Below are 24,918 nucleotides of genomic sequence, written 5' to 3'. Positions count from 1 at the left end.
AAGTCTTGTTGCCTCAGTGCGATCTCGCCGATGAGCGTCCAATAGAGGGTTTCGCCGTCCAATCCTTCGGCGGATGACACGATGGGGGGGGCAGTGTCCGCGGGGGGGTGGGGCGATTGGGCGAGCGCGCAGGCACAGACCGTGGACAGGCCCAGCGACAGGAGAATACGGCCAAAGCGACGGTTCATGGCATCTCGATGAGAGGAAAGCCGGATCGAGGAAAGGGCGCGCGACCATGACGCCGCTTCCTCTCCCGGTCGACGTTTTCCATAGGATAGCGCAGAAATGGGCGATCCGCGCTCCCGGCGTCGTTCAGCGGGCTGACGACGCCGCGAGCGCCTCATGGAGTGTACGGGCGTTGACTTCGACCAGGTCGATGTAGGTGGGGGCGGGGCCGCTGGGCCCGTTGAGGGCATCCGAATAGAGACGTCCGCCCACGGTGAGTCCCGATTCGCGGCGTAGTTGCTCGACGAGGCGGGGATCGGCGACGTTCTCTAGGAAGGCGACGCGAATGCCCTCGCGTCGTGCGCGATCGGCGAGCGCGGCAAGTGCCTTGGCGCTGAGCTCGCCGTGCGGTACGACGCCCTGGATGCCTATGAGTTCGAGGCCGTAGGCCCGGGCGAGGTAACGGAAGGCGTCGTGATTGGTGTAGGCGCGGCGTGCGTCGGGGGGAAGGGCGGCAAAGCGTTCGCTCCATTGACGCCACAGGGATTCGAGGCTATGCGCATACTCGGTGGCGCGTTGCCGGTAGTGGTCGGCGTGCGCGGGATCGCGCTGGGCGAGCGCTTCGGCCAGCGGCGGCATCGCCTGGGCCACGAGGCGTGGGTCCTGCCAGAAATGGGGGTCGAACTCCCCATGCGCGGGGTGATCGCCTTTATGGTCGTGCGCATCATGACGGTCGTGGTGGTCGTGACCGTCGTGTAAGGCGACGGCGGACAGGAGGGCCTTTTCGGCGAGCAAGATTTTGCCGAGCAGTAGCAAGTCGTTTTTCTTGCCCGCGCTACGGGCGAGCCGCTCGACCCAGTCGTCGAACCCCAAATCGATGCCGACGACGAGGGCGGCTTCCTTGATGGCGCGGGTGTCCGAGGGTTTGGGTTGGTAGCCGTGCGCATCGGCGTCCGGGCCGATCAGGGAGGTGACCTGCACGCGATCGCCGCCCACTTGGCGTATCCAGTCGGCAGCGATGGAAAAAGTGGCGACGACGGGCAGAGGGGAACTCGCCTGGACTTTGGGGGCGTGCAGCCCGAGCAGCGGCGCGGCGGCAAGTGCAAGAAGGATGCGGCGTCGGGTGGTAGTAAACATGAGGGGAACTCCGATCGGTTCAGTTTTCGAGGTGGCGTTTGCGCGGATGGCGCCGGCGCAGGAAACCGTGCGGGGCGAGCAAGAGCGAGACGAGATAGGGAAGCGCGAGTGCGAGTGCGATGGCCGGACCGGCGGGGAGGTCCCAGCGAAACGACGCGACGAGCCCGAGGTAACTGCCCAGGGCGCCGCAGCCGGCGGCGAGCACGAGCGCTTTCCCCAGGCCGTTGACCCACAGGCGGGCGGTGGCAGCAGGCAGGATCAGCACGCTGATCGCCAGCAGGGTGCCGATGGCATGGAAGGCAGCCACGAGGTTGAGTACCACCAGGACGAGGAATCCGTAGTGCGCCAGCGCCGACAGGCGCGGGCTGTGGCGGCGCAGGAAAGGGGCGTCGAAACATTCGAGTACGAGGATGCGCCAGCCCAGGGCGAGTAGCACCAACGTGGCGGAGGCCACCAGGGCGATGAGTGTGAGCGTGTCGCGGTCGATGGCGAGGATGGAGCCGAAGAGCAGCTGCAGCACGTCCACAGGGCGGCCGTGCGCCGTCATGAGCAGGATGCCGGCGGTGAGCGACAGGATCTGGAACGTCCCCATGGCGGTGTCTTCGAAGAGTACCGAGTGGCGTGCCGCCCAGCCCGTGGCGATCGCCACGAGCACGCCTGCGGCCAGGCCGCCGAGCGTCATCGCGCCCAGGGATAGGCCGGAGAAAAAGTAGGCGGCGGCTACGCCCGGAAGAACCGCGTGGCTCATGGCATCGGCCATGAGGCTCATGCGGCGCAGCATGAGGAAGACGCCCACGGGAGTGGCGCCCAGCGTGAGCATCAGGGCGCCGGCGAGCGCCCGGCGCATGAAATCATAGTCGGCAAAGGGGGTGAGGAGCTGGGGCAAGGTCATTGGTGGACCACCTCGTCTTTTTCCTCGTCCGCGGGCAGGGGACAAGGGGCGGCATGCTCGTCGAAGGCTTCCGCATGGTGTCGGGCGCGTTCGAGGTGCTCGGCGCTCAGCACCGCTTCGGTGGGGCCGAAGGCGACGAGCTCGCGCGCGAGCAGCAGGGTCAGAGGGAAGTGGCGTCGTACCCGTTCGAGATCGTGCAGCACGGCGATCACGGTGCGCCCTTCGTTGTGCCAGCGACGGATGAGGGCGAGGAATTCTTCTTCGGTGGACTCATCGAGTGCGTTGAACGGCTCGTCGAGCAGGATGAGCCGGGCATCCTGCACGATGATCTGGGCAAAGCGCACCCGCTGCAATTGGCCCCCGGAGAGCGATTGGAGCGGCCGATGCTCGAATCCTTGCAATTTGACCGCTGTGATGGCTTCCGTCACCCGACGGTGTGCCGCTTCATCGAGGGCGCGCCAAGGACCGAGCCAAGGCCAGCAGCCCATGGCCACCGCGTCGTGGACGTCGACGGGGAAATCCAGGGACCAAGTCGGCTGCTGCGTGAGGTAGGCGAGTCGCTGCCGGTACTCGGGCGGCATGCCGACGCGACCGGTCATGGGCTTGAGCTCGCCGGCGAGCACCTTGAGTAGCGTCGATTTGCCGGCACCATTGGGTCCGGCCACGGCGAGTAGCGCTCCGCAGGGGATCGTTGCGTGCAGATGATGGATGGCCGGATGGCGGCCGTAGCCGGCGGTGAGATCGTGCAGGACGATGCCCGGGGTGTTCATCGGGTGCCCCAGAAGTAGAGTAGCCAGATGAGCCCCAGGGGCAGCGTCGCCAGGCCGAGGCGACCGACGATGCCCAGCGTCCACAAGGATCGTACGCTCATGGGGTATCTCCGGCGCGGCAGGCGGCGCACAGGCCGTGGATCACCAGCTCGATGCGTTCGGCCGCATACCCCGGTGGCAGTGGCGGCAGCGGCGGTGTGGGTGCGGGCAGGCAGCGCGTCTGAGCGCAGCGGCGGCACTGGAAATGGGCATGCGCTTCCCGATCCTCGACCGGCTCGTAGCGGGCGGCGCGCCCTACCGTCGCCAGCCGCCGTACCAGACCGTGGACGGCGAGCCAGTCGATTGCGCGATAGATGGTGACCCGATCGGGGACGTGATCGGAATTCCGGGCGAGGTGCTCCAATACCTCATCGGGCGTGAGCGGCTCGTCGGCGTCCGCCAGACAGCGCAATACGGCCAGGCGCGCCGTGGTCACGCGGCCGCCGGCATCGCGGATGCGCCGGGAAAGATCTGGATCGGTCATGGCGGGTTTCGTTTGGGTCCTTTTTGCCATTTTATTGCATTTTTAACCGGCGTCAAGGCAGCGTAGAATCGCGCTGAAAGTTCAAGACGAGGAGTCGAGCATGTCCCCTGAAGAATTTGTGATCCCCATTCCTTCCCGGCCGGTGGTTCCAGTGGGCTGCGGGGGGCTCTTCCCCGTGCGCCGCATCTTCTGCGTGGGGCGCAATTACGCCGAACACGCGCGCGAGATGGGGGGTGATCCGAGTCGCGAGTCGCCGTTCTTCTTCATGAAACCGGCCGATGCCGTCTGGCACCCCGGCGATGCCGACGCGTGCTGGCCCTATCCGCCGGCCACCCACGAGGTGCACCACGAGGTCGAACTGGTGGTGGCGCTGCGCGCCGGAGGCCGGGAACTCTCCTTCGAGGAGGCCGAAGAGGCGATCTACGGCTATGCCGTGGGGCTCGACATGACGCGGCGTGACCTGCAGGCGGAGGCGAAGGCCAAAGGTCGGCCTTGGGACGTGGCCAAGGGGTTCGACGCCTCGCTGCCGATTTCCACGATCCTGCCGAAAGCGGGGCAAGTGCTGCGCCGTGGCGAGATCGGCCTGGAGATCGATGGGACGCCACGTCAGCGCGGCGATCTCGCACAGATGATCTACGACGTACCTGCGGTCATCGCCGAGATCTCGCGCTACTGGCAACTTGCCCCCGGCGACTTGATCCTCACGGGAACGCCCGCCGGCGTCGGCCCCGTGCGACCGGGCGAGCGCGTCCGCGCCTGGGTGGAGGGTGTGGGCGAGCTCGCCTTTCTAGTGGGCGAGGATGCGTAGTCCGGCGATCCCGTCTCAACGCGCGAGGCGTCGTACCGCGGAGGTCGCTTCGATGATGCCGTCGCGCTCGTAGGCGTCGATGCGATCCTGCAGCTTGTCGGGTTCGTAGCGATAATTAACCATGATCGCCCAGGATTGGCGCCAGCCTTTGGGCGAGGTGTCGGCGGGCCAGTTGAGCCGCTCGATGCGCGCGCCGTTGCCCAGGTGGAAGCGCGCCACGGGGTCGAGGGCGCGATCGTTCTCCGTAGCGAGCAGATAGCGCGCCGCGGCGCGCAAGAGGGGCGCGGCAAGCGCCTCGCGCCACGCCTCGGTGCCGGCGATTTCCGGCGTTTCGAGGAGCTGCTGCAGGAGCTCCGTTCCCTCGGGGGCGCCGGCGGCGCGTAGCCGGCGCCAGTCGGAAGCGGTGAAGGCTTGCGCGAGCGCTTCCGGGTGTGCCCGGTACCAGCGTACCAGCCCAGGCATGGGGGAGAGCGTGGCAAAGCACTCGAGTTTAGGGAAATCGCGGCGCAGGTCGTCGATCACCCGCTTGAGCAGGAAGTGACCGAAGGAAATGCCGCGCAGCCCTTTCTGCGTATTGCTGATGGAGTAGAAAATGGCCGTGTCGGCACGCTCGGAGGCAAAGAGGGGCGCCGAGACGTCGAGCAGCTGCTGCACGTCGCCCGCCAACCCTTCGGTCAGCGCGACCTCGACGAAGATGAGGGGCACCGAAGGCATGCGCGGATGGAAAAACGCGTAGCAGCGCCGGTCGGAATCGAGCCGGTTCTTCAGATCTTCCCAGGATTTGATCTCGTGCACCGCTTCGTATTGCACCAGGCGCTCGAGCACGTCGGCCGGGCTGTGCCAGGTGATGCGCTGCAGCTCGAGGAGCGCCACGTCGAACCACGAGGCGAGCAACCCCTGCAGTTCCAAATCGAGCGGGGCGAGCAGGGGATCGTCGCGCAGAAAGTCGAGTAGCTCGGCGCGCAGGTCGACGAGGAAATGCACGCCCGCGTCGGAGGCGGAGAATTGGGTGAGGATGCGGCTGCGGGGGCTGCGCAGGCTCTCGCGCAGCGCCGCTTCCGCTTGCCATTGCGCATCGCTGCCGCGCGCGCTGCGGTAGGTTTCATAGGCATCGTCGATGCGCTCGGGTTCGGGGCCGAATTCGGTGAGCAGGATGCGCAGGAATGCCCGCCGGCCGTTTTCATCGAGCTCGGTATACGTCTTGGCGAGCTTGGCGGCACGCTGGCGTGCGCTCACCTCGCCACCGATGAGATCGGCACATTCGCGCAGCTCGTCGCGGATGCGCTCGAGCACTTTCTCGGGCGGCGGTTCGAACCAAGCGCGCACCAGGGACAAGCCTTTGCTCAGAAGGTCGTTGCTCATTCGTTCATCCTTGCGTCGAAGAGAAGGAAGAATCGGGTCGTTGGCGTGCGTACAGGTACAGAACGGCGCCAGCCAATAGCATCGCCAGTGAGAGCCACTGCGCCGTGCTCAGCGCCGGGGTGAGCCAGGAGAGGATGCCCGGGTCGGGCGTACGGAAACACTCACAGACGAAGCGGATGGCACCGTAGCCCATGAGGAAGACCGCGGAGACCCGCCCCTTGGGGCGTGGGCGACCGGCATACCACCACAGCAGCACGAAGAGCAACAGACCTTCGCCGAGCGCCTCATAGAGCTGCGATGGATGGCGCGGCAGGGTATCGACTTGGGGATAGATCATCGCCCAGGGCAGGGACTCGGGGGCCGGACGGCCCCAGAGCTCGCCGTTGATGAAATTGCCCAGCCGCCCGAATCCCAGGCCGGGCGGCACGAGCGGGGCGACGAAGTCGGCTACCTGCCAAAACCCCATACCCTCACGTCGTGCAAAGAGCAACATGGCGACGATGGCGCCGACGAGCCCCCCGTGGAAACTCATGCCGCCACGCCAGATGGCGAAGATTTCGAGCGGATGGGCGAAATAGTATTGCGGCTGGTAGAAGAGCACTTCGCCCAGCCGCCCCCCGAGCACTACGCCGAGTACGCCGTAGAAGAGCAGCGCGTCGAGACGCTCCCGCGTCCATCGCACATCGCCCATGCGCTGTGCATGGCGTGGCGCGAGCCACAGGAAGGCGAGAAAGCCGGCGAGGTACATGAGGCCGTACCAGCGTACCGACAAGGGGCCGAGCGAGAAGGCGACGGGGTCGAACTGCGGATGCACGAGCATGGATCCCAGACCACTGTATGGACCGAGAGTTCATTGTAGCCCAAGGCCGGTTCGGGACTAGAATAACGGGCATCGCAGCCGACGTTCGAGGATACAGTCCATGCCGCAGTATCGATCCCGCACCAGCACCCACGGTCGTAACATGGCCGGTGCCCGCGCCCTGTGGCGCGCCACCGGTATGAAGGAAGAGGATTTCGGCAAGCCGATCATCGCGATCGCCAACAGTTTCACCGACTTCGTGCCCGGGCACGTGCACCTGCGCGATCTCGGCCGCCTCGTGGCCGAGGAGATCGAAAAGGCGGGAGGCGTGGCCAGAGAGTTTCACACCATCGCCATCGACGACGGCATCGCCATGGGGCACCAGGGCATGCTCTATTCCCTGCCCTCGCGCGAGCTCATCGCCGACTCGGTCGAATACATGGTCAATGCGCATTGCGCCGATGCGCTGGTATGCATCTCCAACTGCGACAAGATCACCCCGGGCATGCTCATGGCTGCCTTGCGGCTCAATATCCCGGTCGTCTTCGTCTCCGGTGGTCCGATGGAAGCCGGCAAGGTGCGATGGCAGGATCAGGACCTCTCGCTCGATCTGGTCGACGCCATGGTGAAAGCGGCCGACCCCAACGCGAGCGACGAGGAAGTCGCGCTCGTCGAGCGTTCGGCCTGCCCCACCTGCGGTTCCTGCTCCGGGATGTTTACCGCCAACTCGATGAACTGCCTCACGGAGGCCTTGGGGCTGGCGCTGCCGGGCAACGGCACGCTCGTGGCCACGCACCGCGACCGCGAAGGGCTTTTCCGCCGCGCCGGGCGGCTCATCGTCGAACTCGCCAAGCGCTATTACGAGCAAGGTGACGAATCCGTCTTGCCGCGGCGCATCGCCACCCTGGCCGCGTTCGAGAACGCCATGTCGCTCGACGTCGCCATGGGCGGGTCGACCAATACCGTGCTGCACCTGCTCGCCGCGGCGCACGAGGCCGGAGTGCCCTTCACCATGGCCGACATCGACCGCATCTCGCGCCAGGTGCCCTGTCTGTGCAAGGTGGCCCCGGCAGTGAGCACGGTCCATGTCGAGGACGTGCATCGCGCCGGCGGCGTGATGGGTATTCTGGGTGAGCTGCAGCGTGCCGGATTGCTGCACGACGAGGTGCCGACGGTGTATAGCCACACACTCAAGGCGGCGCTGGCGCACTGGGACGTCATGCAGACTTCGGTGCTCGACGTTTTCGAGTTCTATCGCGCCGCACCCGGTGGCGTGCCGACGCAGCGTCCCTTTTCGCAAGAGCGGCGTTATCCCTCGCTCGACATGGATCGCACCGCCGGGGTGATTCGCGACCAGGCCAACGCCTTTTCCCAGGACGGCGGGCTGGCCGTGCTCTACGGCAATCTCGCGCCCAAGGGCTGCATCGTCAAGACGGCGGGCGTGGACGAGTCGATCTGGGTCTTCCGCGGGCGCGCCCGTGTTTTCGAGAGTCAAGAGGAAACCGTCGCGGCCATCCTCGGTGACCGGATCCAGCCCGGCGACGTGGTGGTGGTGCGCTATGAAGGGCCCAAAGGGGGGCCGGGGATGCAGGAGATGCTCTATCCCACGAGTTATCTGAAGTCCAAAGGCTTGGGGAAATCCTGTGCGCTCCTCACCGACGGGCGTTTCTCCGGTGGAACCTCGGGCCTCTCCATCGGGCACGTCTCGCCGGAAGCCGCCTGCGGTGGCACGATCGCGCTCATCGAAGAGGGCGACACGATCGAGATCGACATTCCGCAGCGGCGCATCCATCTGGCGGTCTCGGAGGAAGAGCTCGCGCGCCGGCGGGCGGCGATGGAGGCCAGAGGAGAGGCGGCCTGGCGTCCGGCGTCGCGCCAACGCCAGGTCTCGGTAGCGCTGCAGGCCTACGCGGCGCTCACCACTAGCGCCGATACCGGGGCGGTGCGCGATCTCGGGCAACTGCGGAGGTAAGCGATGGAGACGGAACTAGCGCATCTCGAACGCCAGGCCGAGCGGCTCGCGCAGCTCGTGGAGCGTCTGAGCGCACACAACCAGCGGCTGCAGCGCCAGGTGGCGCAGCTCGAGGCCGACAAGCGCATCCTCGAGGGCAAGCTCGCACAGGCGATTCGCGGCATCGAGCGTGCCGTGACTCTGCTCGAACCGGAGGAGGTGAGCGATGTCTGAAACGCACGTCGATGTGACCCTCATGGGGCGCACCTATCGCCTGGAGTGTGAAGCGGGCGAGGCGGACTCACTCGCCCAGGCCGCGGCTTTGCTCGACGAGCGCATCACCGCTCTGGCGAAACGCTCGGGTCTGAGCGGCGAGAAGCTGGTGCTATGGACGGCGCTGGAAGTGGCGCTCGACCTGGTCAAGTTGCAGCAGCAGGGAGGGTTTGACATCACGCGATTCAAGCGTAGAATTGAGCTCATCGGCGCGCGGCTCGATGGGGTGCTGAGTCAATACGATCGCCCCTTGTAGAAGATGGAGCCGTCGCCCTCAGGTTTCCCCTGCGGCGTTCGGGAGGGTCGTACGATCCTAGAACCAATATCGTGACGATGGGTCGCGGCCCAGAGAAACCGCCAGTGTGCGCGCCCTTTGCGGGTGTGCCTGAGGCGGAAGGAAAGCGACCAACCTGAACCTCGGGTTCAGGAGCATCGGCCCGATCGGCGCTCGCGGGGGATCTCCTTCTTCAAACCCGGCTCAGTCCGGGTTTTTTCATGGGGCAAGCGATGGATGCATGGTGGCTGGCCTATCCGCTGCTCGGTGTCGTGGTCGGCCTCTTCGCCGGTTTGCTCGGCGTGGGCGGCGGGGCGATCATGGTGCCAATCCTCACTTCACTCTATACCGTTCAAGGGTTTCCCGCTGAAAACGTGGTGCATCTGGCGCTCGGAACGTCCATGGCGAGTATCGTGCTCACTTCGGTGAGCAGCTCCCGGGCGCACCATGCGCGCGGGGCGGTGGAGTGGGGGGTGGTGGTGGCCATGGGGCCGGGCGTGCTCGTCGGCATTTTCCTCGCCTCGTTCATCGCTGCTGCTTTGCCTTCGCGGCCTTTGGCGATCTTCTTCGCCTGTTTCATCGCCTACGTCTGCGTGCAGATGTTGCTCGACATCAAGCCCAAGCCCTCGCGGCAGTTGCCCGGCCCCTGGGGGCTGGCGACGGCCGGCGCCGTGATCGGGGCGGTGTCGGCGCTGGTGGCGATCGGCGGCGGTTCGCTCACCGTCCCCTTCCTCACCTGGTGTAACGTGCCGGCGCATCGCGCCATCGGTACGTCCGCCGCTCTGGGGCTGCCGATTGCGCTCGCGGGTACGGTCGCTTACCTCGTCATGGGTTGGGGGCATCCGGGCTTGCCATCCTATTCGCTGGGCTACGTTTATCTGCCGGCGGTGATCGGGGTGAGCGCCGTGAGCTATTTCACCGCCCCGCTGGGGGCGACGCTCGCCCATCGTCTGCCGGTGCGCACGCTCAAGCGCATCTTCGCCTTGGTGTTGCTCGCGCTGCTCGCGAAGATGCTGCATGCTCTCTTTGGATGATCGCCCATGAACGAATTGTGGCTCGGCCGCCAAGTGGCGGTTCCTGCGTCCTACGACCCCGGCGTGCTCACGCCGATCGCGCGTGCGCAGACTCGCCGCGACCTCGACCCGCCCCCTTTCGTCGGTTTCGACGAGTGGCATGCCTATGAGCTCTCCTGGCTCGACGGGCGCGGCAAGCCGGTAGCGGCGCTGGGGCGCTTGCGCGTGCCTTGCGATTCGCCCTGTCTCATCGAATCCAAGTCCCTGAAGCTCTACCTCAATGGCTTGGGTGGCACGCGTTTCGCCGAGGTCGAGGCGGTCGCGGCCACGATCCGGGCCGATCTGTCGCAGGCAGCCGGGGCGTCGGTGGAGGTGGCGATCGTACCGCTGTCGACCCGGCCGCGGCGCGCGCCGGGCTATCCCGAGGGGTATTGCGTCGACGATCTGCCGGTGGAAATCGAGACCTACCGCTATGATCCCACGCTGTTGCGCGTCGTCGAAAACACACCGAGCGAGCAGCGGCTCGTGAGCCATTTGCTGAAGTCGAACTGTCCCGTGACCGGGCAACCCGATTGGGGCTGTGTCGTCGTACACGCCCTGGGGCCAGTGATCGATCCGGCTTCATTCCTGCGCTACGTCGTTTCCTTTCGCGAACAGCAGGAATTCCACGAGCAGTGCGTCGAGCGCATCTACCGCGACCTGTGGCGCCTGGGGATGCAGGAGCTGCTGGTGTTCGCCTGTTACACCCGTCGCGGGGGATTGGACATTTCGCCGGTGCGCGCCTCGCGCGTCGGTTTGCTGCCATCCACGGTGCCCGAAGAGATCCGGCAATGATCGATGGATTGAACGAACGATTGGCCGCGAAGCGAAGCTGTAGGGGGCGCTCTCCGGCGCTCGGTGTGCCGTGCTTTGCGCCCGCTCGCAGCGGGGGCGGCAGCCTACGCTATTGTGTTTCCTTCGGTAAAAAACGCTTGCGTTCATCGTGTTTCGGGCTAAGGTGATGGATGTTCGAAGGTTCAGTTTGGGTTAACATAGCGCCTCGCGCCGCGGGCTGTGCCGCGGTTCGAGTGACGAAGGCCCTAGCAGCGCACCTCGCTGGGCGCTTCGCTCCATTTTCGGTGATACAAAGGAGAGAAACGATGTACAAGGCACTTTGGGTCGGCGCTGCGGCGCTGTTCTTGGCTGGGCCGGCGCTCGCTGCCACGGAAGGCGAAACGCTGATGAAAACCAAGGGCTGCGCTGCATGCCATGCCGTCGACAAGAAACTGGTCGGCCCGTCGTACAAAGACGTGGCTCAGAAATACACCGAAGCCGACGTGCCCAAACTCGTTGAAAAAGTGAAGAAGGGCGGTGTGGGCGTGTGGGGTCCCGTGCCGATGCCGCCCAATCCACAAGTGGCCGATGCGGACATCGAAAAGATCGTCCGTTGGATCCTGACCTTGAAGTGAGTCGAGTCAGCCGCGGCCCATCGAAAGAGAGGCCGCGGCTTTTCAGGCGGTCAGCACACTCACCCGTTGAGTCGATCCGCGTATTCCAGTGCGATGATATGTGCCCGATTCAAGGTGTCGGTGCTCAAACTCAATTTTTCTGCGTGATGGCGTAACGAGGCAGGGTCGGCACTTTCACACGCTTTGGCGAGCTCCAGGAAAGGGGCTAGCTCCCCTCGCCCTGTTAGGAGGGTCTCGCAGATCGACTCGCTCAGCGCGATCTCGCCCAAGAGCTTTTCCATTGGTATGCCGAGAAGGACGTCCAGGAGGGAACAGGCGCCACAGAGAAAGAGCTGGTCGGAGTATTCCTCTGCCAGAAAGGCTTTTCCGATCTCTTCCATGAGGCGCCCTCGGGCGATCGAAGTCTGCACGAGAGTCTGTTGTGAGGGGTGTGGTGAAGCGTGGAGCAACAAGAGCGTGAGCCATCGTAGCAGGTTACCGTAGCCGAGAATCTGCACGGCATGGCGGAACGAGGTGATCTCACACAGCAGACCCATTCCTGCGGAATTGATGTAGCGCAGCAGTCGATAGCTGAGTGCAACGTCGTGTTTCAGTAAATCTTCGATCTCGCCTATGTCGGCGTCTTCTTTCAGCTTTTGGATGAGTTGGAGGACGATGCCGTAGGATGGGGATACTCCCCGTTTTTCTGTGGTGAGATCCGGTCTGCGCAGGAAGAACCAGCCGCAGACGCCGGAAAACCCTTTCGCGATGGTTTCTTCGAAGCGGGCAGGGTCGGTCAGCCCCCACGCGAGGGCGATGCCGGGCGCCTTGCCCGGTACGGGGCTGAGGCGCAGATCCACGAGTGTAAAGCGCCAGTTCCCAAGGGGTGGCACGGGGCTCGTGCCATCGTACCAGCCGAGGCAAAGAGGTAATTTTTTTTCTGCGGCCAGGGGCAAAAGGGCTTGAACTTTGGGGTGGGAGAGGGCAGGCGAGGGGATTTCCAGGAAAGTCCCCTCCGGCCAATCCCATGTCAGGAGCTCTGGCCCGGGAACGAGCCGGCCGAAAGAAAGAAACACCGTGTGGGCAGAGGGCCAAAATGGTCGTAGGCGACGCAGTGATTCCAGTGCGGATTCCGTGCTCGAAGCGTGCAGCAGCAGGCGATTGGCGGTGATCGCCTGCCTGAGGTTGACCACGGGCTCTCGGGTGAGAACGGTGTCGAGAACAGTCATGATGGATTCGCAAAAGTGAATGCGTCACTGTGGAAGGCATCGACGTCCAGCCCTTGGGAGAGGAAGTCGCGCCGCGCGGCCTCGATCATCGCCGGGGCGCCGCAGGCGTAGACCTCGTGGCCCGAGAGCGTCGGGAAGTCTTGCAACACGGCGCGGTGCACGAGCTCGGTGCGCCCTTCCCAGCGATCTTCCACGAGGGGTTCGGAGAGCACCGGGAGATAGCGCAGCCAGGGATGTTCGGCAGCGAAGCGCTCGAGCCATTCGTGCCGATAAAGGCCGGCGCGGGTGCGCGCGCCCCAGTAGAGCACGGCGGGACGGGCGATGCCGGCATGGTGCATGTGCCGCAGCATCGATTGGATCGGGGCAAATCCCGTGCCGCCAGCGAGAAAGAGGATCGGCGCTTCGCTTTCCTCGCGCAGAAAGAAGCTGCCGAGCGGTCCTTCGAGTCGCAGTACTTCTTTGGGCTTCATCGCCGTGAAGACGTGCGTGGTGAATCGGCCGCCGGGCACGAGCCGGACGTGGAGTTCGAGAAAATCGTTCTCTTCCGGGGCGTTGGCGAGCGAGAAGCTGCGCCGCGCCCCGTCGGGCAGCAGCACGTCTACGTATTGGCCGGCGCGAAAACGGAAATCCAGGCTCGCCGGCCGTTTGAGCGTGAGGATCATCACGTCTTCGGCGGCGCGCTCCAAACGTTCGACCCGGGCGGGGAATTTGTGCACGGGGACGTCGTCGGCACGGCGCAGCTCGCGCACGGCGATGACGAGATCGGTGAGCGCCCGGGCGCGGCAGGGTAGAAACCAGCCTTGGGCGCGTTCCTCTTCGGTGAGGGCCGAGGCGGCCACGGGGCCGGTATATTCGATCTTGCCTTCGAGGAGTCGGGCACGGCAGGCGCCGCAGGCGCCGTCGCGGCAGCCGTAGGGCAACAGCAGGCCGGCGGCGAGCGCCGCTTCGAGCACGGTCTGATCCGGTGCGACGCGGAAGTCGGCGCCGGGATGGTCGACGATGCGGACGGTGGCGTTCATGATAGGCTTGAGCATCCAGCGTAAAGCGGAAAACACAAAAGGATAGCATGAAGCGGGGTATGCGATTGCTGCTGATCGGGGCGGGCGACGTGGCGGCGCGGGCGATGCGTTTCTTGCCGAAGGGGGTGTCGGTCATCGCACTGGTGCGTCGTCCCGAGGCGGCGACGGCCTGGCGTGAGAGGGGAGCGAAGGTGCTGATCGCCGATCTCGACGACCGGCGCAGTCTGCGTCGCCTCGCCGGGCTCGCGCCCTGGGTGTGGATGCTCGCCCCTCCGCCGGCCGAAGGGATGGACGATCCTCGCTCGAAGCGCCTCGCGGCGGCGCTGGCCCGCGGCGGGAGGCGCCCTCGCCGTCTGGTCTATGTCGGCACGAGCGGTATCTACGGCGATCGCGGCGGCGCCTGGGTGAGAGAATCCGATCCCCCGCGGCCGCAGACCGCTCGGGGAAAACGGCGTCTTGCGGCCGAGCGCTGCTGGCGCGCGTTTGCGCGTCGCCGGAGCGTACGGCTGTCGATCCTGCGTGCGCCGGGGATCTACGCCGGGGATCGCTTGCCCCTGGAGCGGCTGCGTCGGGGCTGGCCGGTGCCGTGTGAGCCGGTGTGGACCAACCACATCCACGCCGACGATCTCGCCCGTGCGTTGTGGTTTGCCACATTCCGTGGAGCGAGCCTGCGTGCCTATCACGTGGTCGATCGAAGTGAGCTCACCTTGAGCGAATTCTACGAACGGCTCGCAGAAACCTTCGATTGGCCGGCGCCACCGCGCCTGCCCCTGGCCGAGGTGCTGGCGGCGGTGCCGCCTGCCACGGCCTCCTTCATGCGAGAATCGCGCCGTCTGCGTTCCGAGCGGCTGCGGCGGGAATTGCGCCTGCGCCTGCGCCATCCGACGGTGGAGGGCGTGTTGGCGGCGCTCGCAGCCCGTCGTGAAACGAAAGGGTAGCGCGAAGAACCATCGCGCAGTAGGTTATTCGAGATGCCCAAAAGGAGAATGAGTCCATGCTGGTCGTCAAATCGCTGCACATCATCTTCGTCGTGAGCTGGTTCGCCGGGCTCTTCTACTTGCCGCGCATCTTTGTCAATCTGGCGATGGTCGAGGAGCCGGCGGTGCGGGCGCATCTCTTGGTCATGGCGCGCAAGCTCTACCGCTTCATGACGCCGCTGGGGGTGCTCGCGATCGCTTTCGGTCTGTGGCTGTGGTTCGGCTTCGGCTTTTCCGGCGGCTGGTTGCATGCGAAGACGCTGCTCGTGGTCTTTCTCGTCGTCTATCACCTGGCGTGCGGCCGCCTGCTGCGTGCCTTTGCCGAAGGACGCAACCGGCACACTCATCGCTGGTACCGGGTCTTCAACGAGATTCCCGTGCTGGTGCTCACGGTGGTGGTGTTCCTCGCCGTGTTGAAACCTTTTTGAGGAGGCGGCGTGAGCGAGCGCTTTTTCATCCCTTGTCCGCGTGGTCTGGAGGGGGTGCTCGCCCAGGAATTGGCGAGCTTGGGGGTCGAGCGGCCCGAGCCGGCTTCTGCCGGGGTGGGGTTTGCCGGTGAGTTCACGCTCGGTGCCTGGCTGAACCTGACGAGCCGCATCGCTACGCGCGTACTGTGGCAGGTGGGGGAAGGGGTCTATCGCAACGAGGACGAACTCTATCGCCTGGCCCGCGACGTTCCCTGGCCACGGTATTTCGCCGTGGAGCGCACGATCCGCGTCGATGTGCGCGCGCAGCGCTCGCCTTTGCGTAGCCTCGAATTTGCAGCGCTGCGGGTCAAGGATGCGCTCTGCGACCGCTTCCGGGCGCAGCTGGGCACGCGACCCAGTGTCGATACCGCCACGCCGGAAGTACGCATCTGGGTTTTCTTGCAAGAGCGGCGCGCGCGGCTCTATCTCGACTTGAGCGGCGAGCCGCTCTACCGCCGCGGTTTCAAACGCTCGACGGTCGCTGCGCCCTTGAAGGAAAATCTCGCGGCGGGGATCCTCATGCTCACCGGCTGGCGGCCGGACGAACCGCTGGTCGACCCGATGTGCGGCAGCGGGACTTTTCTGCTCGAAGCGGCGATGGCCGCGTGCGGCATCGCCCCGGGGCTCGCGCGGGGTTTCGCCCTGGAAAAGCTGGAAAATTTCGATTCGACGCAGTGGCGGGCATTGCGCCGGCGTGCCGAGGCGCTGCGCCATGATACGCCGCTGAAGTTATGGGGGTCCGACGTCGACGCGGCGATGGTGGCGGCCGCGCGCGAGAACCTCGCCGCGGCGGGACTGGAAGAATCGGTGCATTGGCAAGTGGCCGATGTGGCAGAGCTGGCTACCCCGGCACCGGAAGGCGTTTTGGTGGCCAATCCGCCCTACGGCGTGCGGCTCGACGAGGCGCAGCGGCTGGCGGCGTGGTATCCGCGCCTGGGCGATGCCCTCAAGCGCCATTGGACGGGCTGGCGTGCCTGGATCCTTACCGCCGATCCGGAATTGCCGCGCGGCATCGGGCTCAAGGCGAGCCGGCGCGTGCCGCTCTTCAACGGGGCGCTGGAGTGTCGCCTTTTGGAATACCGCCTCGTGGCTGGCCCGATGCGGCGGCGCGCCAGTACGCCGCCGTGAGGCATGCCCTCAGGGAAACGCTGAAGAAATGAGCGAGTGGGATGAAGCGCAAGGCGCACGGAGCGCAGCGACCGAGACATATCGAGTAGATAGGCGAGGGAGCGAGCACCGCGCAACGCAGCGATTCGCCCGCGCAGCCAATTATTCAGCGTTTCCTCAGAGGACGTCGAGGCCATCGGGCGGACGAATGTCGGGTTTGTCTTCCCGTTTGCTGTAGAGCTTGATCTGTAGCCGCAGGTCGTTGACCGAGTCGGCGTAGCGCAGCGCGTCTTCGTAGCGGATGAGCCCCGCTTCGTAGAGGTCGAAGAGGGCCTGGTCGAAAGTCTGCATGCCCAGCTCGCGCGAGCGCTTCATCACGTCCTTGATCTCGCCCACTTCCCCTTTGAAGATGAGATCGGCGATGAGCGGCGAGTTGAGCATGATCTCTACGGCCGGAACCCGCCCAGGACCGTCGGCGCGCGGCAGCAGGCGCTGCGACACGAAGGCGCGCAGGTTGAGCGAGAGATCCATGAGCAGCTGCTGGCGCCGGTCTTCGGGAAAGAAGTTGATGATGCGATCGAGCGCCTGGTTGGCGCTGTTGGCGTGCAGCGTGGCGAGCGCAAGGTGTCCGGTTTCGGCGAAGGCGATGGCGTAGTCCATGGTCTCGCGGTCGCGAATCTCGCCCATCATGATGACGTCAGGGGCCAGGCGCAAGGTGTTTTTCAGGGCGATTTCCCAGTTCTCGGTGTCGATGCCGATCTCCCGCTGCGACACGATGCAGTTTTTGTGCGTGTGCACGAATTCGATCGGATCTTCGATGGTGATGATGTGGCCGAAGGAATTCTCGTTGCGGTAATCGACGAGCGCGGCGAGCGAGGTGCTCTTGCCGGTGCTGGTGCCGCCGACGAAGACCACCAGGCCGCGTTTGAGCATGGCGATTTCCTTGAGAATGGGCGGCAGCATCAGCTCCTCGAAGGTGGGGACCCGGTCGGCGATGGCGCGCAGCACCAGCGCCACGGCGCCTTTTTCCAGATAGGCATTGACGCGGAAGCGCCCGATCCCGGTGGGATTGATGGCGAAGTTGCATTCCTTGGTCGCCTCGAACTCGGCGGCCTGCCGGTCGTTCATCAAGGCACGGGCGATTTCTGCGGTATGGACCGCGGTCAGCGGCTGCGCCGTCTGCGGCGTGATCTTGCCGTCGATCTTCAGCGCCGGAGGGAAATCCGGCGTGATGAAGAGGTCGGAAGCCTTTTTCTGCTTGGCGAGCTTGAGCAAGTCGTTGACGAAGCGCAGCGATTGGTCTTTTTGCATGATGACGGTCCTGAGCCGATTATTGCTTGGGTGGAATTCCACCACCGACTTGGATGACGCGCGTAGGAGCAACTTGGAATTGATCCTTGTTCTGCGCCACCGACCGGGCTTCGTCGACCGAGATCACCTGCTGGCGCATCAGCTCCATGAGGCACTGATCCAGCGTCTGCATGCCGATGGCCTGATTGGTCTGGATGATGGAGTACATCTGGGCCACCTTGTTCTCGCGGATGAGGTTGCGGATGGCGGCGTTGGCGATCATGATTTCATGTGCCGCCACGCGGCCGGTACCGTCCTTGCGCTTGAGTAGCACTTGCGAGATGACGGCGCGCAGGGATTCGGAAAGCATCGATCGCACCATCTCTTTCTCGGCGGCCGGGAAGACGTCCACGATTCGGTCGATCGTTTTGGCGGCCGAGGAGGTGTGCAAGGTAGCGAAGACGAGGTGGCCGGTCTCGGCTGCGGTGAGTGCGAGCCGGATGGTCTCGATGTCGCGCATCTCGCCCACCAGGATCACGTCCGGGTCTTCGCGCAGCGCCGAGCGCAGGGCATTCTCGAACGAGTGGGTATCGCGGTGCACTTCGCGTTGGTTGATGAGCGCTTTTTTGGGCTCATGGACGAATTCGATGGGATCTTCGATGGTGAGGATATGGACCGGTTGATGCGTGTTGATGTAATCGAGCATTGCTGCCAGCGTGGTCGATTTCCCCGAGCCGGTCGGACCGGTGACGAGCACGATACCGCGGGGCTGATCGCAGATGGTCTTGAACACAGGGGGGGCGGAGAGATCTTCGAGCGTGAGCACCTTGCTCGGGATGGTACGGAAGGCCGCTCCCATGCCCCGGTCCTGCATGAAGGCGTTGACGCGGAAGCGGGCGATGCCGGGGACTTCGAAGGAAAAATCCGCCTCCAGATGCTCCTCGAAGTTCTTGCGCTGCGCATCGTTCATGATGTCATAGACGAGCGCCTTGACGTCGGCATCGGCGAGCGTGGGCAGGTTGATGCGCCGGATGTCGCCGTTGATGCGCAGCATCGGCGGCATGCCGGCGGAGAGGTGCAGGTCGGAAGCCTTGTTCTTGACGGAGAAGGCGAGCAGTTCGGTGATGTCCATACGATCTCCTGGGAGGCGGGCGACGGCGATGCTATACTCGATGCGGTCTTGGACTGGGAGTATGGCTTCGGAATGACGATTGTAGCGGATTCGTCGCCCTGCGAGGAGCTTTTGTGTCATCGGCTCGATGCGTTGCGTGCGCGCGTGGCCGAGGCCGAGGTGCGCGCCGGGCGTCCTCCCGGCTCGGTGACGATCGTGGCGGTGTCGAAGACCCAGCCACCGCAGGCCGTACGTGCGGCTTTTGCCTGCGGGCAGAGGGTATTCGGCGAGAACTATGTGCAGGAAGGCGTGGCCAAGGTCGAAGCGCTCGCGGATCTGCCGCTCGAATGGCATTTCATCGGTCCGATCCAGAGCAACAAGACGCGCGCCATCGCCGAGCACTTCGCCTGGGTGCATTCCCTCGATCGGTTGAAAGTGGCCGAACGGCTGGCGGCGCAGCGGCCGGCCGCATTGGGGCCGCTGCAGGTGCTGCTGCAGGTCAATGTGAGCGGCGAAGCGAGCAAGTCCGGCGTGGCGCCGGCCGAGGTGCCGGCGCTCGCGCAGGCGGTGGCGTCGCTGCCTGGTCTGCGTTTGCGCGGTCTGATGTGCATTCCGGAGCCGACGTCCGACGAGGCCGTGCTGCGTGCACGTTTCCGCACGCTGCGCTGTTGCTTGGAGGACCTGCGCGCGAGGGGGCTCGAGCTCGACGTGCTCTCGATGGGCATGTCGGGTGATTTTCCCCTCGCCATCGAGGAGGGGGCGACGCACGTGCGCTTGGGGACGGCGATTTTCGGCGAGAGGAAGAAACCATGAGAATCAGTTTTCTGGGCGGTGGCCGCATGGCCGAGGCCCTGATCGGCGGCTTGTTGGCACGCCAGGTGGCGAGTGCGCGCGGGGTCCAGGTGATGGATCCCGACGCGGTGCGCTGCCGGACGCTGGAAGCGCGCTTCGGCGTGGCGGCGCAGCCGGTGCTCGACGATGCCTGGTTTGAGACCGACGTGATCGTGTTGGCGGTCAAGCCCCAGCATCTGCGCGAGGCCGTGGCTCCGCTCGCCGGCCGCCTGGGGCGGATCCTGGTGCTGAGTATCGCCGCGGGTTTGCCGCTGGGCGTGATCGGACGCTGGCTCGGCGGCCATAGGCGGCTCGTGCGCGCCATGCCCAATACGCCCGCCCTGGTGGGAGCCGGTGTCACGGGACTCTACGCCGACCCGAGCGTCGATACGCTGGGGCGTGAGGAGGCCGAGCGCATCATGGCAGCGGTGGGCGAGGTGCTCTGGGTCGAAGAGGAAGGCAAAATCGACGCGATCACCGCACTCTCCGGCAGCGGCCCGGCCTACGTCTTCGCCTTTCTCGAAGCCTTGCAGGCTGCGGGCGAAGCGCTGGGGTTCGACGCTGCCACTGCCCGCCGTTTGGCGCAGGCCACGGCCGCCGGCGCGGTGCGGCTCGCCCAGGAGAGCGAGGAGCCGCTGTCGCGCCTGCGCGAGAACGTGACGTCCAAGGGCGGAACGACGGAGGCGGCGCTGGTGCGCTTGAATGAACGCGGGTTTGCCGAAGCCATCCGCGAGGCGGTGTTTGCCGCTCATGCGCGCAGCCAGGAACTTGCGCGGCAGCTGGGCGAGGCGCCGTGATGATGGGACAGCAGCTCTTCGACCTGGTATTCGGCACACTCGCGCAGGCCTTCACCGCTGTGCTCTGGCTGCGGGTGCTGATGCAGGCGCAGCGCATCTCTTTCTACACCCCGCTGGGCCGTTTCGTCCTCACGCTCACCGATTGGGCGGTGTTGCCGCTGCGCCGCGCCTTGAGGCCGCGCATGCGCTGGGACGTGGTGAGCCTGGGTCTGGCCTGGGCGACGCAGTCGCTCTTCGTGCTGCTGAAGATGGCAGTGTTCGGTCAGCTCGCGCTCCTGCCGCTGGGTGGCCTCGTCGGTTTGGTGGTGCTTGGGGGGCTACTCGAGACGTTCTACGTGCTGGGATATCTCCTCTTTTTCGCCGTCCTTTTCGCGGCGGTTTTGAGCTGGGTCAACCCCCATGCTCCGGCCGCGGCGCTGGCCGAGGCGATCGTCGCACCCTGGCTCTATCCCATACGCAGAATCGTGCCCACGATCGGCGGCATTGATCTGAGCCCCCTGGTCTTTTTGTTGCTGCTGCAGGTGCTGGCGATCGCCGGCGGGCAGCTGCGTTTCATGCTGGTGCGCCTCTTGCTAGGGGGTGGGTTGGGATGAATGAGGTGCCCATCCGCCTCGAGCGCGAGGCGGTGGTGGTGATGCTGCACGTGCAGCCGGGTGCCAAGCACAGCCAGTGGGCGGGGCGACATGGCGACGCGCTGAAGCTGCGCGTCTCCGCCCCCCCCGTAGAGGGGAAGGCGAACGAGGCCCTCGTGCGCTTCCTGGCGCAGTTCTGCGGCGTACCGCGCGCGGCTATCGAGATCGTGCAGGGGGAGACGAGCCGCGCCAAGCGCGTGCGCATCGCCACCCCGGATCCGCAGGCGGTGGCGGCGCGGCTCGCGACGATTGCTTCGCCGGCGCTCAGCGACTGAAGACCGGTCGGCCGCCTACCAGAGTGGCCACCACGCGCCCTTGCACCGTTTGCCCCAAGAGCGGCGTGTTCTTCCCGAGGCTTGCGAGCGACTCGGGCGTGACCTGCCAGCGGGCTTGTGGGTCGAAGAGGCAGAGGTCGGCCACCGCGCCTTCTCCGAGATGTCCCGTGTCTTCCATGCCGAGGAGCCGGGCAGGATGGTCGGTGATGGGGGCGAGCGCTTCGGCAAGTCCAAGCCCTTGCTCGCGTCCCCAGGCAAGCGTGAGCGGCAGCAGCAGTTCCAGCCCGGTTGCGCCGGGTTCGCTCTCGGCAAAGGGTACGGCCTTGGCGTCGTCGTCGACGGGGGTGTGGTTCGAATCGATCACGTCGATCAGTCCTTCGGCCACGGCCTGGGCGAGCGCTGCACGGTCGGCTTGGCTGCGCAACGGGGGGATCACGTGCGCGTAGGTGTCGAAGTGCCCGATGTCGTGTTCGCTGCAGGCAAGGTGCAGCGCCGAGACGCTGGCGCTCACGGGCAACCCTGAGGCTTTCGCCTGGGCGAGCAGCGGCAGCGAGGCGGCGCTCGAGAGGTGCTGCACGTGCAGCCGCACCCCGGTGGCACGGGCGAGCTCCAGGAGCCGCGCCAGGGCGATGGTCTCGGTGCAGGCGGGAATTCCCGGCAGGCCTAGGCGGGCGGCCACTTCCCCATCGTGGGCACAGCCGGCGGCCGCGAGCCAGGGGTCGGAGGCGGTGAGCCATACGGGGAGATCGAAGGTCGCGGCGTACTGGAATGCGCGAAAGAGCGAGAGGGTATCGGCGATGGGCACGTCGGCCTGACCCAGGGCGACGCAGCCGACTTCGGACAAAAGCGCCATCTCCGAGAGGCGCTCGCCTTTGAGTCCCAGCGTGAGTGCGCCCACCGGGTGCACGCGGGCGAGCCCCAGCGCTTCGGAGCGGAAACGCAGCATCTCGACGAGGCCGGCTTCGTCGAGCGGGGGATCGGTGTCGGGCGGAGTGACCACCCGGGTGATGCCGCCGCCGACGGCAGCCTCGAGCTCGGAGGCGAGCGTGGCGCGATATTCGAATCCCGGCTCGCGCAAGCGTGCGAAGGTGTCGATGAGGCCGGGGCAGACGACCAACCCTTCGGCCTCGATGGTGTGATCGGCGTGGAAATCCGGCGCCGGGCCGCGGCCGACAATGCGTCCGTCGGCGATCAGCAGATCGGCGAGCTCTTCTTGGCGGCGACGGGGATCGACGAGGCGGGCGCCGCGGATGCGCACTCTCATGCTTGGGCTCCTTGTCCGGCGAGCAGGCTCATCACCGCCATGCGCACGGCGATGCCGAAAGTGACTTGGGGAAGGATCACCGACCGAGGGCCGTCGGCCACCGACGAGTCGATCTCAATGCCGCGGTTGAGCGGCCCAGGGTGCATGACGATGGCGTCGGGCTTGGCGAGCGCGAGTTTCTCGGGCGTGAGCCCGAAGCGTTGGTGGTACTCTTCCTTCGATGGCAGCAATGCCCCTTTCATGCGCTCGTTCTGGAGTCGCAACATCATGACGACGTCGACGTCGCGCAAGCCCTGGCGCAGGTCGTGGAAGACCCGGGCGCCGAACTGTTCGAGCCCTACGGGCAGCAGCGTCTTGGGGCCGATCACGCGCAGCTCGCCCACGCCCAGGGTGGCGAGTGCGGCGATCTCGGAGCGGGCCACGCGCGAGTGGAGCACGTCGCCGACGACGGCCACCGTCAGCCGGGAGAAATCCTTCTTGTAGTGCCGGATGGTGTACATGTCGAGCAGCCCCTGGGTGGGGTGGGCGTAGCGTCCGTCGCCGGCATTGACCACGTGGATGTGCTCGAGGCCGCGCTCGCGCAGGTGGCGGGCGATAAGGAAGGGCGCGCCGCTGCTCGCGTGGCGTACGACGAACATGTCGGCGTTCATCGCGCAGAGGTTGTCGATGGTGTCGAGTAGCGACTCACCCTTGGTGGTGGAGCTCGTGCTGACGTTGAGGTTGATGACGTCGGCCGACAACCGCTTGGCGGCGATTTCGAAGGTGGTACGCGTGCGGGTGGAGTTCTCGAAGAAGAGGTTGAAGACGCTCTTGCCGCGCAGCAAGGGCACCTTCTTCACTTCGCGCTCGGTGACTTCGAGAAAAGGCTCGGCCATGTCGAGGATCTGGAGCAGCACCTCGCGCGGCAGCCCGTCGAGGCTCAGGAGATGCTGCAAGCGACCATGTTCATCGAGTTGTGGGTGGCTCATCGCGCAGGGTCCGGAGGGTGAAGAGGCCCGCCTCGTCGCGGGCGAGTTCGAGGCGCTCGCCCGCGGGTAGCGGTTGGGGTAGGGTGTGGGCTACATAGCGCGCGCAGATGGGGAGCTCCCGTTCGCCGCGGTCGACGAGCACGGCGAGCTCCACGCGCGCGGGGCGGCCGTAGTCGAAGAGCTCGTTGATCGCCGCGCGTACGGTGCGGCCGGTATAGAGCACGTCATCGACGAGCAGGATCCGCGCATCCTGTACAGGGAAAGGGATGTGGGAGGCACGCACGCGCGAGCGACCCAGACCGCGCTGCGCGAGGTCGTCGCGGTAAAACGAGACGTCGATGCTGCCGAGCGCCTTGGCAGGAGCGAGCTCGCGCTGCAGCCGCTCGGCGAGCCAGACGCCGCCGGAGTGGATGCCTACCAGTGCGTCGAAGCGGTCGAGGTCGGAGGTGAGCCGTTCGCGCAGCTGCACATAGAGGTATTCTGCCTCGGGTATCGGGTTCATGCGGGCTCCTTGGAGGCGAGGGCGTCGCGCCAGGGGGCGCCGTCGAAGAAACTTTGCAGGATGGCGCTCGCGGCGAGGGCGTCGCGTACCGGCTTGCGGCGTCGCCAGTCGCGTCGGCCGATTTCTACGAGCTGGCGTTCGGCGAGGCACGAGGAGAAGGATTCATTGACCAGCACGACGGGCAGGCGGTGACGACCGTGCAGGCGGCGGGCGAAGCGCTCGCAGCGCAGTCCAAATGCGTGCGCCTGGTCTTCACCCGGACGGCCGACCACGAGCAGCACCGGACGCCACTCTGCAAGCAGCGATGCGAGGGCGGAGAAGAAAAACGACTCGTCAGCGGATTCGAGCACCGCGAGTGGCATGGCAATCCGGGTCTCGAGCTCGCCCTGCGCGATGCCTGTACGTGCGAGGCCGTAGTCGAACGCGAGCACGGTTCCGCGGTGTGGGATCCTCGGCAAAGACATGGGGCGGTATCAGCCGTGTCCAGAATGGACGACGAGGTGGTGCAGCGCCACGCCCAAGAGCGCGAGGGCGGATTCATAGCGTAGCGCCGGGTCCACGCTAAAGATCAAGTCCGGATCGGCGGGGACGCTGAGCCAGGCGTTTTGCGCGAGCTCTTGTTCGAGCTGACCGGGTGCCCAGCCGGCGTGCCCCAGCACGACGAGGAAATCGTGAGGGTCCTTGCCTTCGCCGATCGCTTGCAGCACGTCGCGTGAGCTGGTGAGCGCTAGGCCATGGGGCAAGACGGTGGTGCCGTGCCATGAACCGCCGGGGCGGTGCAGGACGAAACCACGCTCGGTGGCCACCGGTCCGCCAAAGAAGACCGGTCGGACGGCCACATCAGGGGCGGGGGCAGGCAGGTCGATGCGTTCGTAGAGCGTGCCGAGCGTGATTTCGGTGGGACGATTGATGATCACGCCCATGGCCCCTTCGTCGGAGTGCTCGGCGAGGTAGACCACCGTCTGGGCAAAGTTGGGATCGGCCATGTCAGGCATGGCGATCAGAAAGTGGTGTTTGAGGCTCATGCTGGTTTTCTTCATGGGCGGATTCTAGCA

Annotated in this window: 30 protein-coding genes; 14 read left to right on the top strand and 16 right to left on the bottom strand. The window is 65.7% G+C overall.

All coding sequences use genetic code 11. From position 1 onward, the window contains the following. From EPD81_RS10740 to EPD81_RS07150, 5 genes are all read right to left on the bottom strand, one after another. A partial coding sequence (locus EPD81_RS10740; RefSeq protein ID WP_221929261.1) for a hypothetical protein occupies window positions 1-188 on the bottom strand: 188 nt, incomplete at its 3' end. Window positions 189-312: 124 nt separating this feature from the next. After that, entirely contained in the window at window positions 313-1,302 is a 990-nt protein-coding gene (locus tag EPD81_RS07165) for a metal ABC transporter solute-binding protein, Zn/Mn family (protein WP_142804777.1), read from the bottom strand. 19 nt (window positions 1,303-1,321) lie between these two features. Then, complete coding sequence (locus EPD81_RS07160) at window positions 1,322-2,194, bottom strand: metal ABC transporter permease (RefSeq protein ID WP_142804776.1); 873 nt, start codon at window positions 2,192-2,194, stop codon at window positions 1,322-1,324. Continuing rightward, complete coding sequence (locus EPD81_RS07155; protein ID WP_142804775.1) at window positions 2,191-2,964, bottom strand: metal ABC transporter ATP-binding protein; 774 nt, start codon at window positions 2,962-2,964, stop codon at window positions 2,191-2,193. Before EPD81_RS07155 ends, EPD81_RS07160 begins: the two co-directional genes overlap by 4 nt. 97 nt (window positions 2,965-3,061) lie before the next feature. Beyond that, window positions 3,062-3,487: a Fur family transcriptional regulator gene (locus EPD81_RS07150; RefSeq protein WP_185955387.1), complete on the bottom strand. Its 426-nt coding sequence runs from the start codon at window positions 3,485-3,487 to the stop codon at window positions 3,062-3,064. Window positions 3,488-3,587: 100 nt separating this feature from the next. On the opposite strand from EPD81_RS07150, the gene EPD81_RS07145 reads away from it, so the two are divergent. After that, entirely contained in the window at window positions 3,588-4,295 is a 708-nt protein-coding gene (locus tag EPD81_RS07145; RefSeq protein WP_142804773.1) for a fumarylacetoacetate hydrolase family protein, read from the top strand. A gap of 15 nt (window positions 4,296-4,310) precedes the next feature. On the opposite strand, the gene EPD81_RS07140 is transcribed toward EPD81_RS07145, so the two are convergent. After that, entirely contained in the window at window positions 4,311-5,657 is a 1,347-nt protein-coding gene (locus tag EPD81_RS07140) for a malonyl-CoA decarboxylase (protein WP_142804772.1), read from the bottom strand. A 4-nt stretch (window positions 5,658-5,661) separates the two neighbouring features. Then, the gene (gene lgt, locus EPD81_RS07135) at window positions 5,662-6,477 is read right to left on the bottom strand and encodes a prolipoprotein diacylglyceryl transferase (protein ID WP_142804771.1); all 816 of its coding nucleotides are present in this window, start codon (window positions 6,475-6,477) and stop codon (window positions 5,662-5,664) included. Between the two features lie 100 nt (window positions 6,478-6,577). Between lgt and ilvD the strand changes: the two genes are divergently transcribed. The 6 genes from ilvD to EPD81_RS07105 all read left to right on the top strand — a co-directional run bounded on the left by ilvD (window position 6,578) and on the right by EPD81_RS07105 (window position 11,415). Then, window positions 6,578-8,428, top strand: coding sequence for a dihydroxy-acid dehydratase (gene ilvD, locus EPD81_RS07130; RefSeq protein ID WP_142804770.1), 1,851 nt, complete (start codon window positions 6,578-6,580; stop codon window positions 8,426-8,428). Between the two features lie 3 nt (window positions 8,429-8,431). Beyond that, on the top strand, window positions 8,432-8,641 hold the full coding sequence (locus EPD81_RS07125) for a hypothetical protein (protein WP_142804769.1): 210 nt from the start codon (window positions 8,432-8,434) through the stop codon (window positions 8,639-8,641). Next, the gene (locus EPD81_RS07120) at window positions 8,634-8,936 is read left to right on the top strand and encodes a cell division protein ZapA (RefSeq protein ID WP_142804768.1); all 303 of its coding nucleotides are present in this window, start codon (window positions 8,634-8,636) and stop codon (window positions 8,934-8,936) included. The genes EPD81_RS07125 and EPD81_RS07120 overlap by 8 nt, the downstream gene beginning before the upstream one ends. A 239-nt stretch (window positions 8,937-9,175) precedes the next feature. Next, window positions 9,176-9,988, top strand: coding sequence for a sulfite exporter TauE/SafE family protein (locus EPD81_RS07115; protein ID WP_185955386.1), 813 nt, complete (start codon window positions 9,176-9,178; stop codon window positions 9,986-9,988). Window positions 9,989-9,994: 6 nt separating this feature from the next. Continuing rightward, a complete protein-coding gene (gene queF, locus EPD81_RS07110; protein ID WP_142804766.1) occupies window positions 9,995-10,801 on the top strand; it encodes an NADPH-dependent 7-cyano-7-deazaguanine reductase QueF in 807 nt (268 codons plus the stop codon). Between the two features lie 305 nt (window positions 10,802-11,106). Then, window positions 11,107-11,415 (top strand): c-type cytochrome, encoded by a 309-nt coding sequence (locus tag EPD81_RS07105; protein WP_142804765.1) that lies wholly within the window; start codon window positions 11,107-11,109, stop codon window positions 11,413-11,415. Between the two features lie 59 nt (window positions 11,416-11,474). On the opposite strand, the gene EPD81_RS07100 is transcribed toward EPD81_RS07105, so the two are convergent. Continuing rightward, a complete protein-coding gene (locus EPD81_RS07100; RefSeq protein WP_185955385.1) occupies window positions 11,475-12,350 on the bottom strand; it encodes an EAL and HDOD domain-containing protein in 876 nt (291 codons plus the stop codon). Between the two features lie 269 nt (window positions 12,351-12,619). Then, window positions 12,620-13,642, bottom strand: a complete 1,023-nt coding sequence (locus EPD81_RS07095; protein ID WP_142804763.1) for a CDP-6-deoxy-delta-3,4-glucoseen reductase — start codon at window positions 13,640-13,642, stop codon at window positions 12,620-12,622. Between the two features lie 47 nt (window positions 13,643-13,689). Between EPD81_RS07095 and EPD81_RS07090 the strand changes: the two genes are divergently transcribed. Genes EPD81_RS07090 through EPD81_RS07080 form a run of 3 tightly spaced genes read left to right on the top strand, consistent with a single transcriptional unit; the run spans window position 13,690 to window position 16,214 of the window. Continuing rightward, window positions 13,690-14,580 (top strand): NAD-dependent epimerase/dehydratase family protein, encoded by an 891-nt coding sequence (locus EPD81_RS07090; protein WP_185955384.1) that lies wholly within the window; start codon window positions 13,690-13,692, stop codon window positions 14,578-14,580. Between the two features lie 56 nt (window positions 14,581-14,636). Continuing rightward, window positions 14,637-15,047 (top strand): CopD family protein, encoded by a 411-nt coding sequence (locus EPD81_RS07085; RefSeq protein WP_142804762.1) that lies wholly within the window; start codon window positions 14,637-14,639, stop codon window positions 15,045-15,047. 9 nt (window positions 15,048-15,056) lie between these two features. Further along, window positions 15,057-16,214: a class I SAM-dependent RNA methyltransferase gene (locus tag EPD81_RS07080; RefSeq protein WP_142804761.1), complete on the top strand. Its 1,158-nt coding sequence runs from the start codon at window positions 15,057-15,059 to the stop codon at window positions 16,212-16,214. A 156-nt stretch (window positions 16,215-16,370) separates the two neighbouring features. Here the strand turns inward: EPD81_RS07080 and EPD81_RS07075 are convergent, their stop codons facing one another. Beyond that, window positions 16,371-17,504 carry a PilT/PilU family type 4a pilus ATPase gene (locus EPD81_RS07075; RefSeq protein ID WP_142804760.1) on the bottom strand — a complete coding sequence of 378 codons (1,134 nt, stop codon included), beginning with the start codon at window positions 17,502-17,504 and terminating at the stop codon, window positions 16,371-16,373. Window positions 17,505-17,523: 19 nt separating this feature from the next. After that, on the bottom strand, window positions 17,524-18,615 hold the full coding sequence (locus EPD81_RS07070; protein WP_142804759.1) for a type IV pilus twitching motility protein PilT: 1,092 nt from the start codon (window positions 18,613-18,615) through the stop codon (window positions 17,524-17,526). A 72-nt stretch (window positions 18,616-18,687) separates the two neighbouring features. Here EPD81_RS07070 and EPD81_RS07065 point away from each other — a divergent pair, with 72 nt between their 5' ends. Genes EPD81_RS07065 through EPD81_RS07050 form a run of 4 tightly spaced genes read left to right on the top strand, consistent with a single transcriptional unit; the run spans window position 18,688 to window position 21,129 of the window. After that, window positions 18,688-19,407 carry a YggS family pyridoxal phosphate-dependent enzyme gene (locus EPD81_RS07065; protein ID WP_142804758.1) on the top strand — a complete coding sequence of 240 codons (720 nt, stop codon included), beginning with the start codon at window positions 18,688-18,690 and terminating at the stop codon, window positions 19,405-19,407. Then, window positions 19,404-20,222 carry a pyrroline-5-carboxylate reductase gene (proC, locus tag EPD81_RS07060; RefSeq protein WP_142804757.1) on the top strand — a complete coding sequence of 273 codons (819 nt, stop codon included), beginning with the start codon at window positions 19,404-19,406 and terminating at the stop codon, window positions 20,220-20,222. The genes EPD81_RS07065 and proC overlap by 4 nt, the downstream gene beginning before the upstream one ends. Then, window positions 20,222-20,815 (top strand): YggT family protein, encoded by a 594-nt coding sequence (locus tag EPD81_RS07055; protein WP_142804756.1) that lies wholly within the window; start codon window positions 20,222-20,224, stop codon window positions 20,813-20,815. The genes proC and EPD81_RS07055 overlap by 1 nt, the downstream gene beginning before the upstream one ends. Further along, window positions 20,812-21,129, top strand: coding sequence for a DUF167 domain-containing protein (locus EPD81_RS07050; protein WP_142804755.1), 318 nt, complete (start codon window positions 20,812-20,814; stop codon window positions 21,127-21,129). Before EPD81_RS07055 ends, EPD81_RS07050 begins: the two co-directional genes overlap by 4 nt. Here EPD81_RS07050 and EPD81_RS07045 read toward each other — a convergent pair. The 5 genes from EPD81_RS07045 to EPD81_RS07025 are packed head-to-tail and all read right to left on the bottom strand — an operon-like array spanning window position 21,119 to window position 24,903. Next, complete coding sequence (locus EPD81_RS07045; RefSeq protein WP_142804754.1) at window positions 21,119-22,393, bottom strand: dihydroorotase; 1,275 nt, start codon at window positions 22,391-22,393, stop codon at window positions 21,119-21,121. The two genes, EPD81_RS07050 and EPD81_RS07045, sit on opposite strands and share 11 nt — an antisense overlap. Further along, a complete protein-coding gene (locus EPD81_RS07040; RefSeq protein ID WP_142804753.1) occupies window positions 22,390-23,361 on the bottom strand; it encodes an aspartate carbamoyltransferase catalytic subunit in 972 nt (323 codons plus the stop codon). Before EPD81_RS07040 ends, EPD81_RS07045 begins: the two co-directional genes overlap by 4 nt. Further along, entirely contained in the window at window positions 23,339-23,863 is a 525-nt protein-coding gene (pyrR, locus tag EPD81_RS07035; protein ID WP_142804752.1) for a bifunctional pyr operon transcriptional regulator/uracil phosphoribosyltransferase PyrR, read from the bottom strand. The genes EPD81_RS07040 and pyrR overlap by 23 nt, the downstream gene beginning before the upstream one ends. Beyond that, complete coding sequence (ruvX, locus tag EPD81_RS07030; protein WP_142804751.1) at window positions 23,860-24,327, bottom strand: Holliday junction resolvase RuvX; 468 nt, start codon at window positions 24,325-24,327, stop codon at window positions 23,860-23,862. Before ruvX ends, pyrR begins: the two co-directional genes overlap by 4 nt. Before the next feature lie 9 nt (window positions 24,328-24,336). Continuing rightward, window positions 24,337-24,903, bottom strand: a complete 567-nt coding sequence (locus EPD81_RS07025) for a YqgE/AlgH family protein (RefSeq protein ID WP_142804750.1) — start codon at window positions 24,901-24,903, stop codon at window positions 24,337-24,339. Window positions 24,904-24,918: the final 15 nt, after the last annotated feature.

Origin of the sequence: Tepidiphilus sp. J10 (assembly GCF_006980785.1) — a bacterium.
Lineage (GTDB): Bacteria > Pseudomonadota > Gammaproteobacteria > Burkholderiales > Rhodocyclaceae > Tepidiphilus > Tepidiphilus olei.
The sequence above is the reverse complement of the archived record's forward strand: the minus strand, read 5'-3'. Positions and strand labels throughout refer to the sequence as shown.

Excerpts from the sequence above, each read along its gene's own strand:
- EPD81_RS07070 (WP_142804759.1), bottom strand. The coding sequence starts at position 18,615 with ATGGACATCACCGAACTGCTCGCCTTCTCCGTCAAGAACAAGGCTTCC.
- EPD81_RS07125 (WP_142804769.1), top strand. The coding sequence starts at position 8,432 with ATGGAGACGGAACTAGCGCATCTCGAACGCCAGGCCGAGCGGCTCGCG.
- ruvX (WP_142804751.1), bottom strand. The coding sequence starts at position 24,327 with ATGTCTTTGCCGAGGATCCCACACCGCGGAACCGTGCTCGCGTTCGAC.
- lgt (WP_142804771.1), bottom strand. The coding sequence starts at position 6,477 with ATGCTCGTGCATCCGCAGTTCGACCCCGTCGCCTTCTCGCTCGGCCCC.
- EPD81_RS07120 (WP_142804768.1), top strand. The coding sequence starts at position 8,634 with ATGTCTGAAACGCACGTCGATGTGACCCTCATGGGGCGCACCTATCGC.
- EPD81_RS07145 (WP_142804773.1), top strand. The coding sequence starts at position 3,588 with ATGTCCCCTGAAGAATTTGTGATCCCCATTCCTTCCCGGCCGGTGGTT.
- EPD81_RS07160 (WP_142804776.1), bottom strand. The coding sequence starts at position 2,194 with ATGACCTTGCCCCAGCTCCTCACCCCCTTTGCCGACTATGATTTCATG.
- EPD81_RS07140 (WP_142804772.1), bottom strand. The coding sequence starts at position 5,657 with ATGAGCAACGACCTTCTGAGCAAAGGCTTGTCCCTGGTGCGCGCTTGG.
- proC (WP_142804757.1), top strand. The coding sequence starts at position 19,404 with ATGAGAATCAGTTTTCTGGGCGGTGGCCGCATGGCCGAGGCCCTGATC.
- queF (WP_142804766.1), top strand. The coding sequence starts at position 9,995 with ATGAACGAATTGTGGCTCGGCCGCCAAGTGGCGGTTCCTGCGTCCTAC.
- EPD81_RS07085 (WP_142804762.1), top strand. The coding sequence starts at position 14,637 with ATGCTGGTCGTCAAATCGCTGCACATCATCTTCGTCGTGAGCTGGTTC.
- EPD81_RS07105 (WP_142804765.1), top strand. The coding sequence starts at position 11,107 with ATGTACAAGGCACTTTGGGTCGGCGCTGCGGCGCTGTTCTTGGCTGGG.
- EPD81_RS07055 (WP_142804756.1), top strand. The coding sequence starts at position 20,222 with ATGATGGGACAGCAGCTCTTCGACCTGGTATTCGGCACACTCGCGCAG.
- EPD81_RS07095 (WP_142804763.1), bottom strand. The coding sequence starts at position 13,642 with ATGAACGCCACCGTCCGCATCGTCGACCATCCCGGCGCCGACTTCCGC.
- EPD81_RS07075 (WP_142804760.1), bottom strand. The coding sequence starts at position 17,504 with ATGCAAAAAGACCAATCGCTGCGCTTCGTCAACGACTTGCTCAAGCTC.
- EPD81_RS07025 (WP_142804750.1), bottom strand. The coding sequence starts at position 24,903 with ATGAAGAAAACCAGCATGAGCCTCAAACACCACTTTCTGATCGCCATG.
- EPD81_RS07040 (WP_142804753.1), bottom strand. The coding sequence starts at position 23,361 with ATGAGCCACCCACAACTCGATGAACATGGTCGCTTGCAGCATCTCCTG.
- EPD81_RS07150 (WP_185955387.1), bottom strand. The coding sequence starts at position 3,487 with ATGACCGATCCAGATCTTTCCCGGCGCATCCGCGATGCCGGCGGCCGC.
- EPD81_RS07050 (WP_142804755.1), top strand. The coding sequence starts at position 20,812 with ATGAATGAGGTGCCCATCCGCCTCGAGCGCGAGGCGGTGGTGGTGATG.
- EPD81_RS07065 (WP_142804758.1), top strand. The coding sequence starts at position 18,688 with ATGACGATTGTAGCGGATTCGTCGCCCTGCGAGGAGCTTTTGTGTCAT.
- EPD81_RS07090 (WP_185955384.1), top strand. The coding sequence starts at position 13,690 with ATGAAGCGGGGTATGCGATTGCTGCTGATCGGGGCGGGCGACGTGGCG.
- EPD81_RS07115 (WP_185955386.1), top strand. The coding sequence starts at position 9,176 with ATGGGGCAAGCGATGGATGCATGGTGGCTGGCCTATCCGCTGCTCGGT.
- pyrR (WP_142804752.1), bottom strand. The coding sequence starts at position 23,863 with ATGAACCCGATACCCGAGGCAGAATACCTCTATGTGCAGCTGCGCGAA.
- EPD81_RS07165 (WP_142804777.1), bottom strand. The coding sequence starts at position 1,302 with ATGTTTACTACCACCCGACGCCGCATCCTTCTTGCACTTGCCGCCGCG.
- EPD81_RS07045 (WP_142804754.1), bottom strand. The coding sequence starts at position 22,393 with ATGAGAGTGCGCATCCGCGGCGCCCGCCTCGTCGATCCCCGTCGCCGC.
- ilvD (WP_142804770.1), top strand. The coding sequence starts at position 6,578 with ATGCCGCAGTATCGATCCCGCACCAGCACCCACGGTCGTAACATGGCC.
- EPD81_RS07155 (WP_142804775.1), bottom strand. The coding sequence starts at position 2,964 with ATGAACACCCCGGGCATCGTCCTGCACGATCTCACCGCCGGCTACGGC.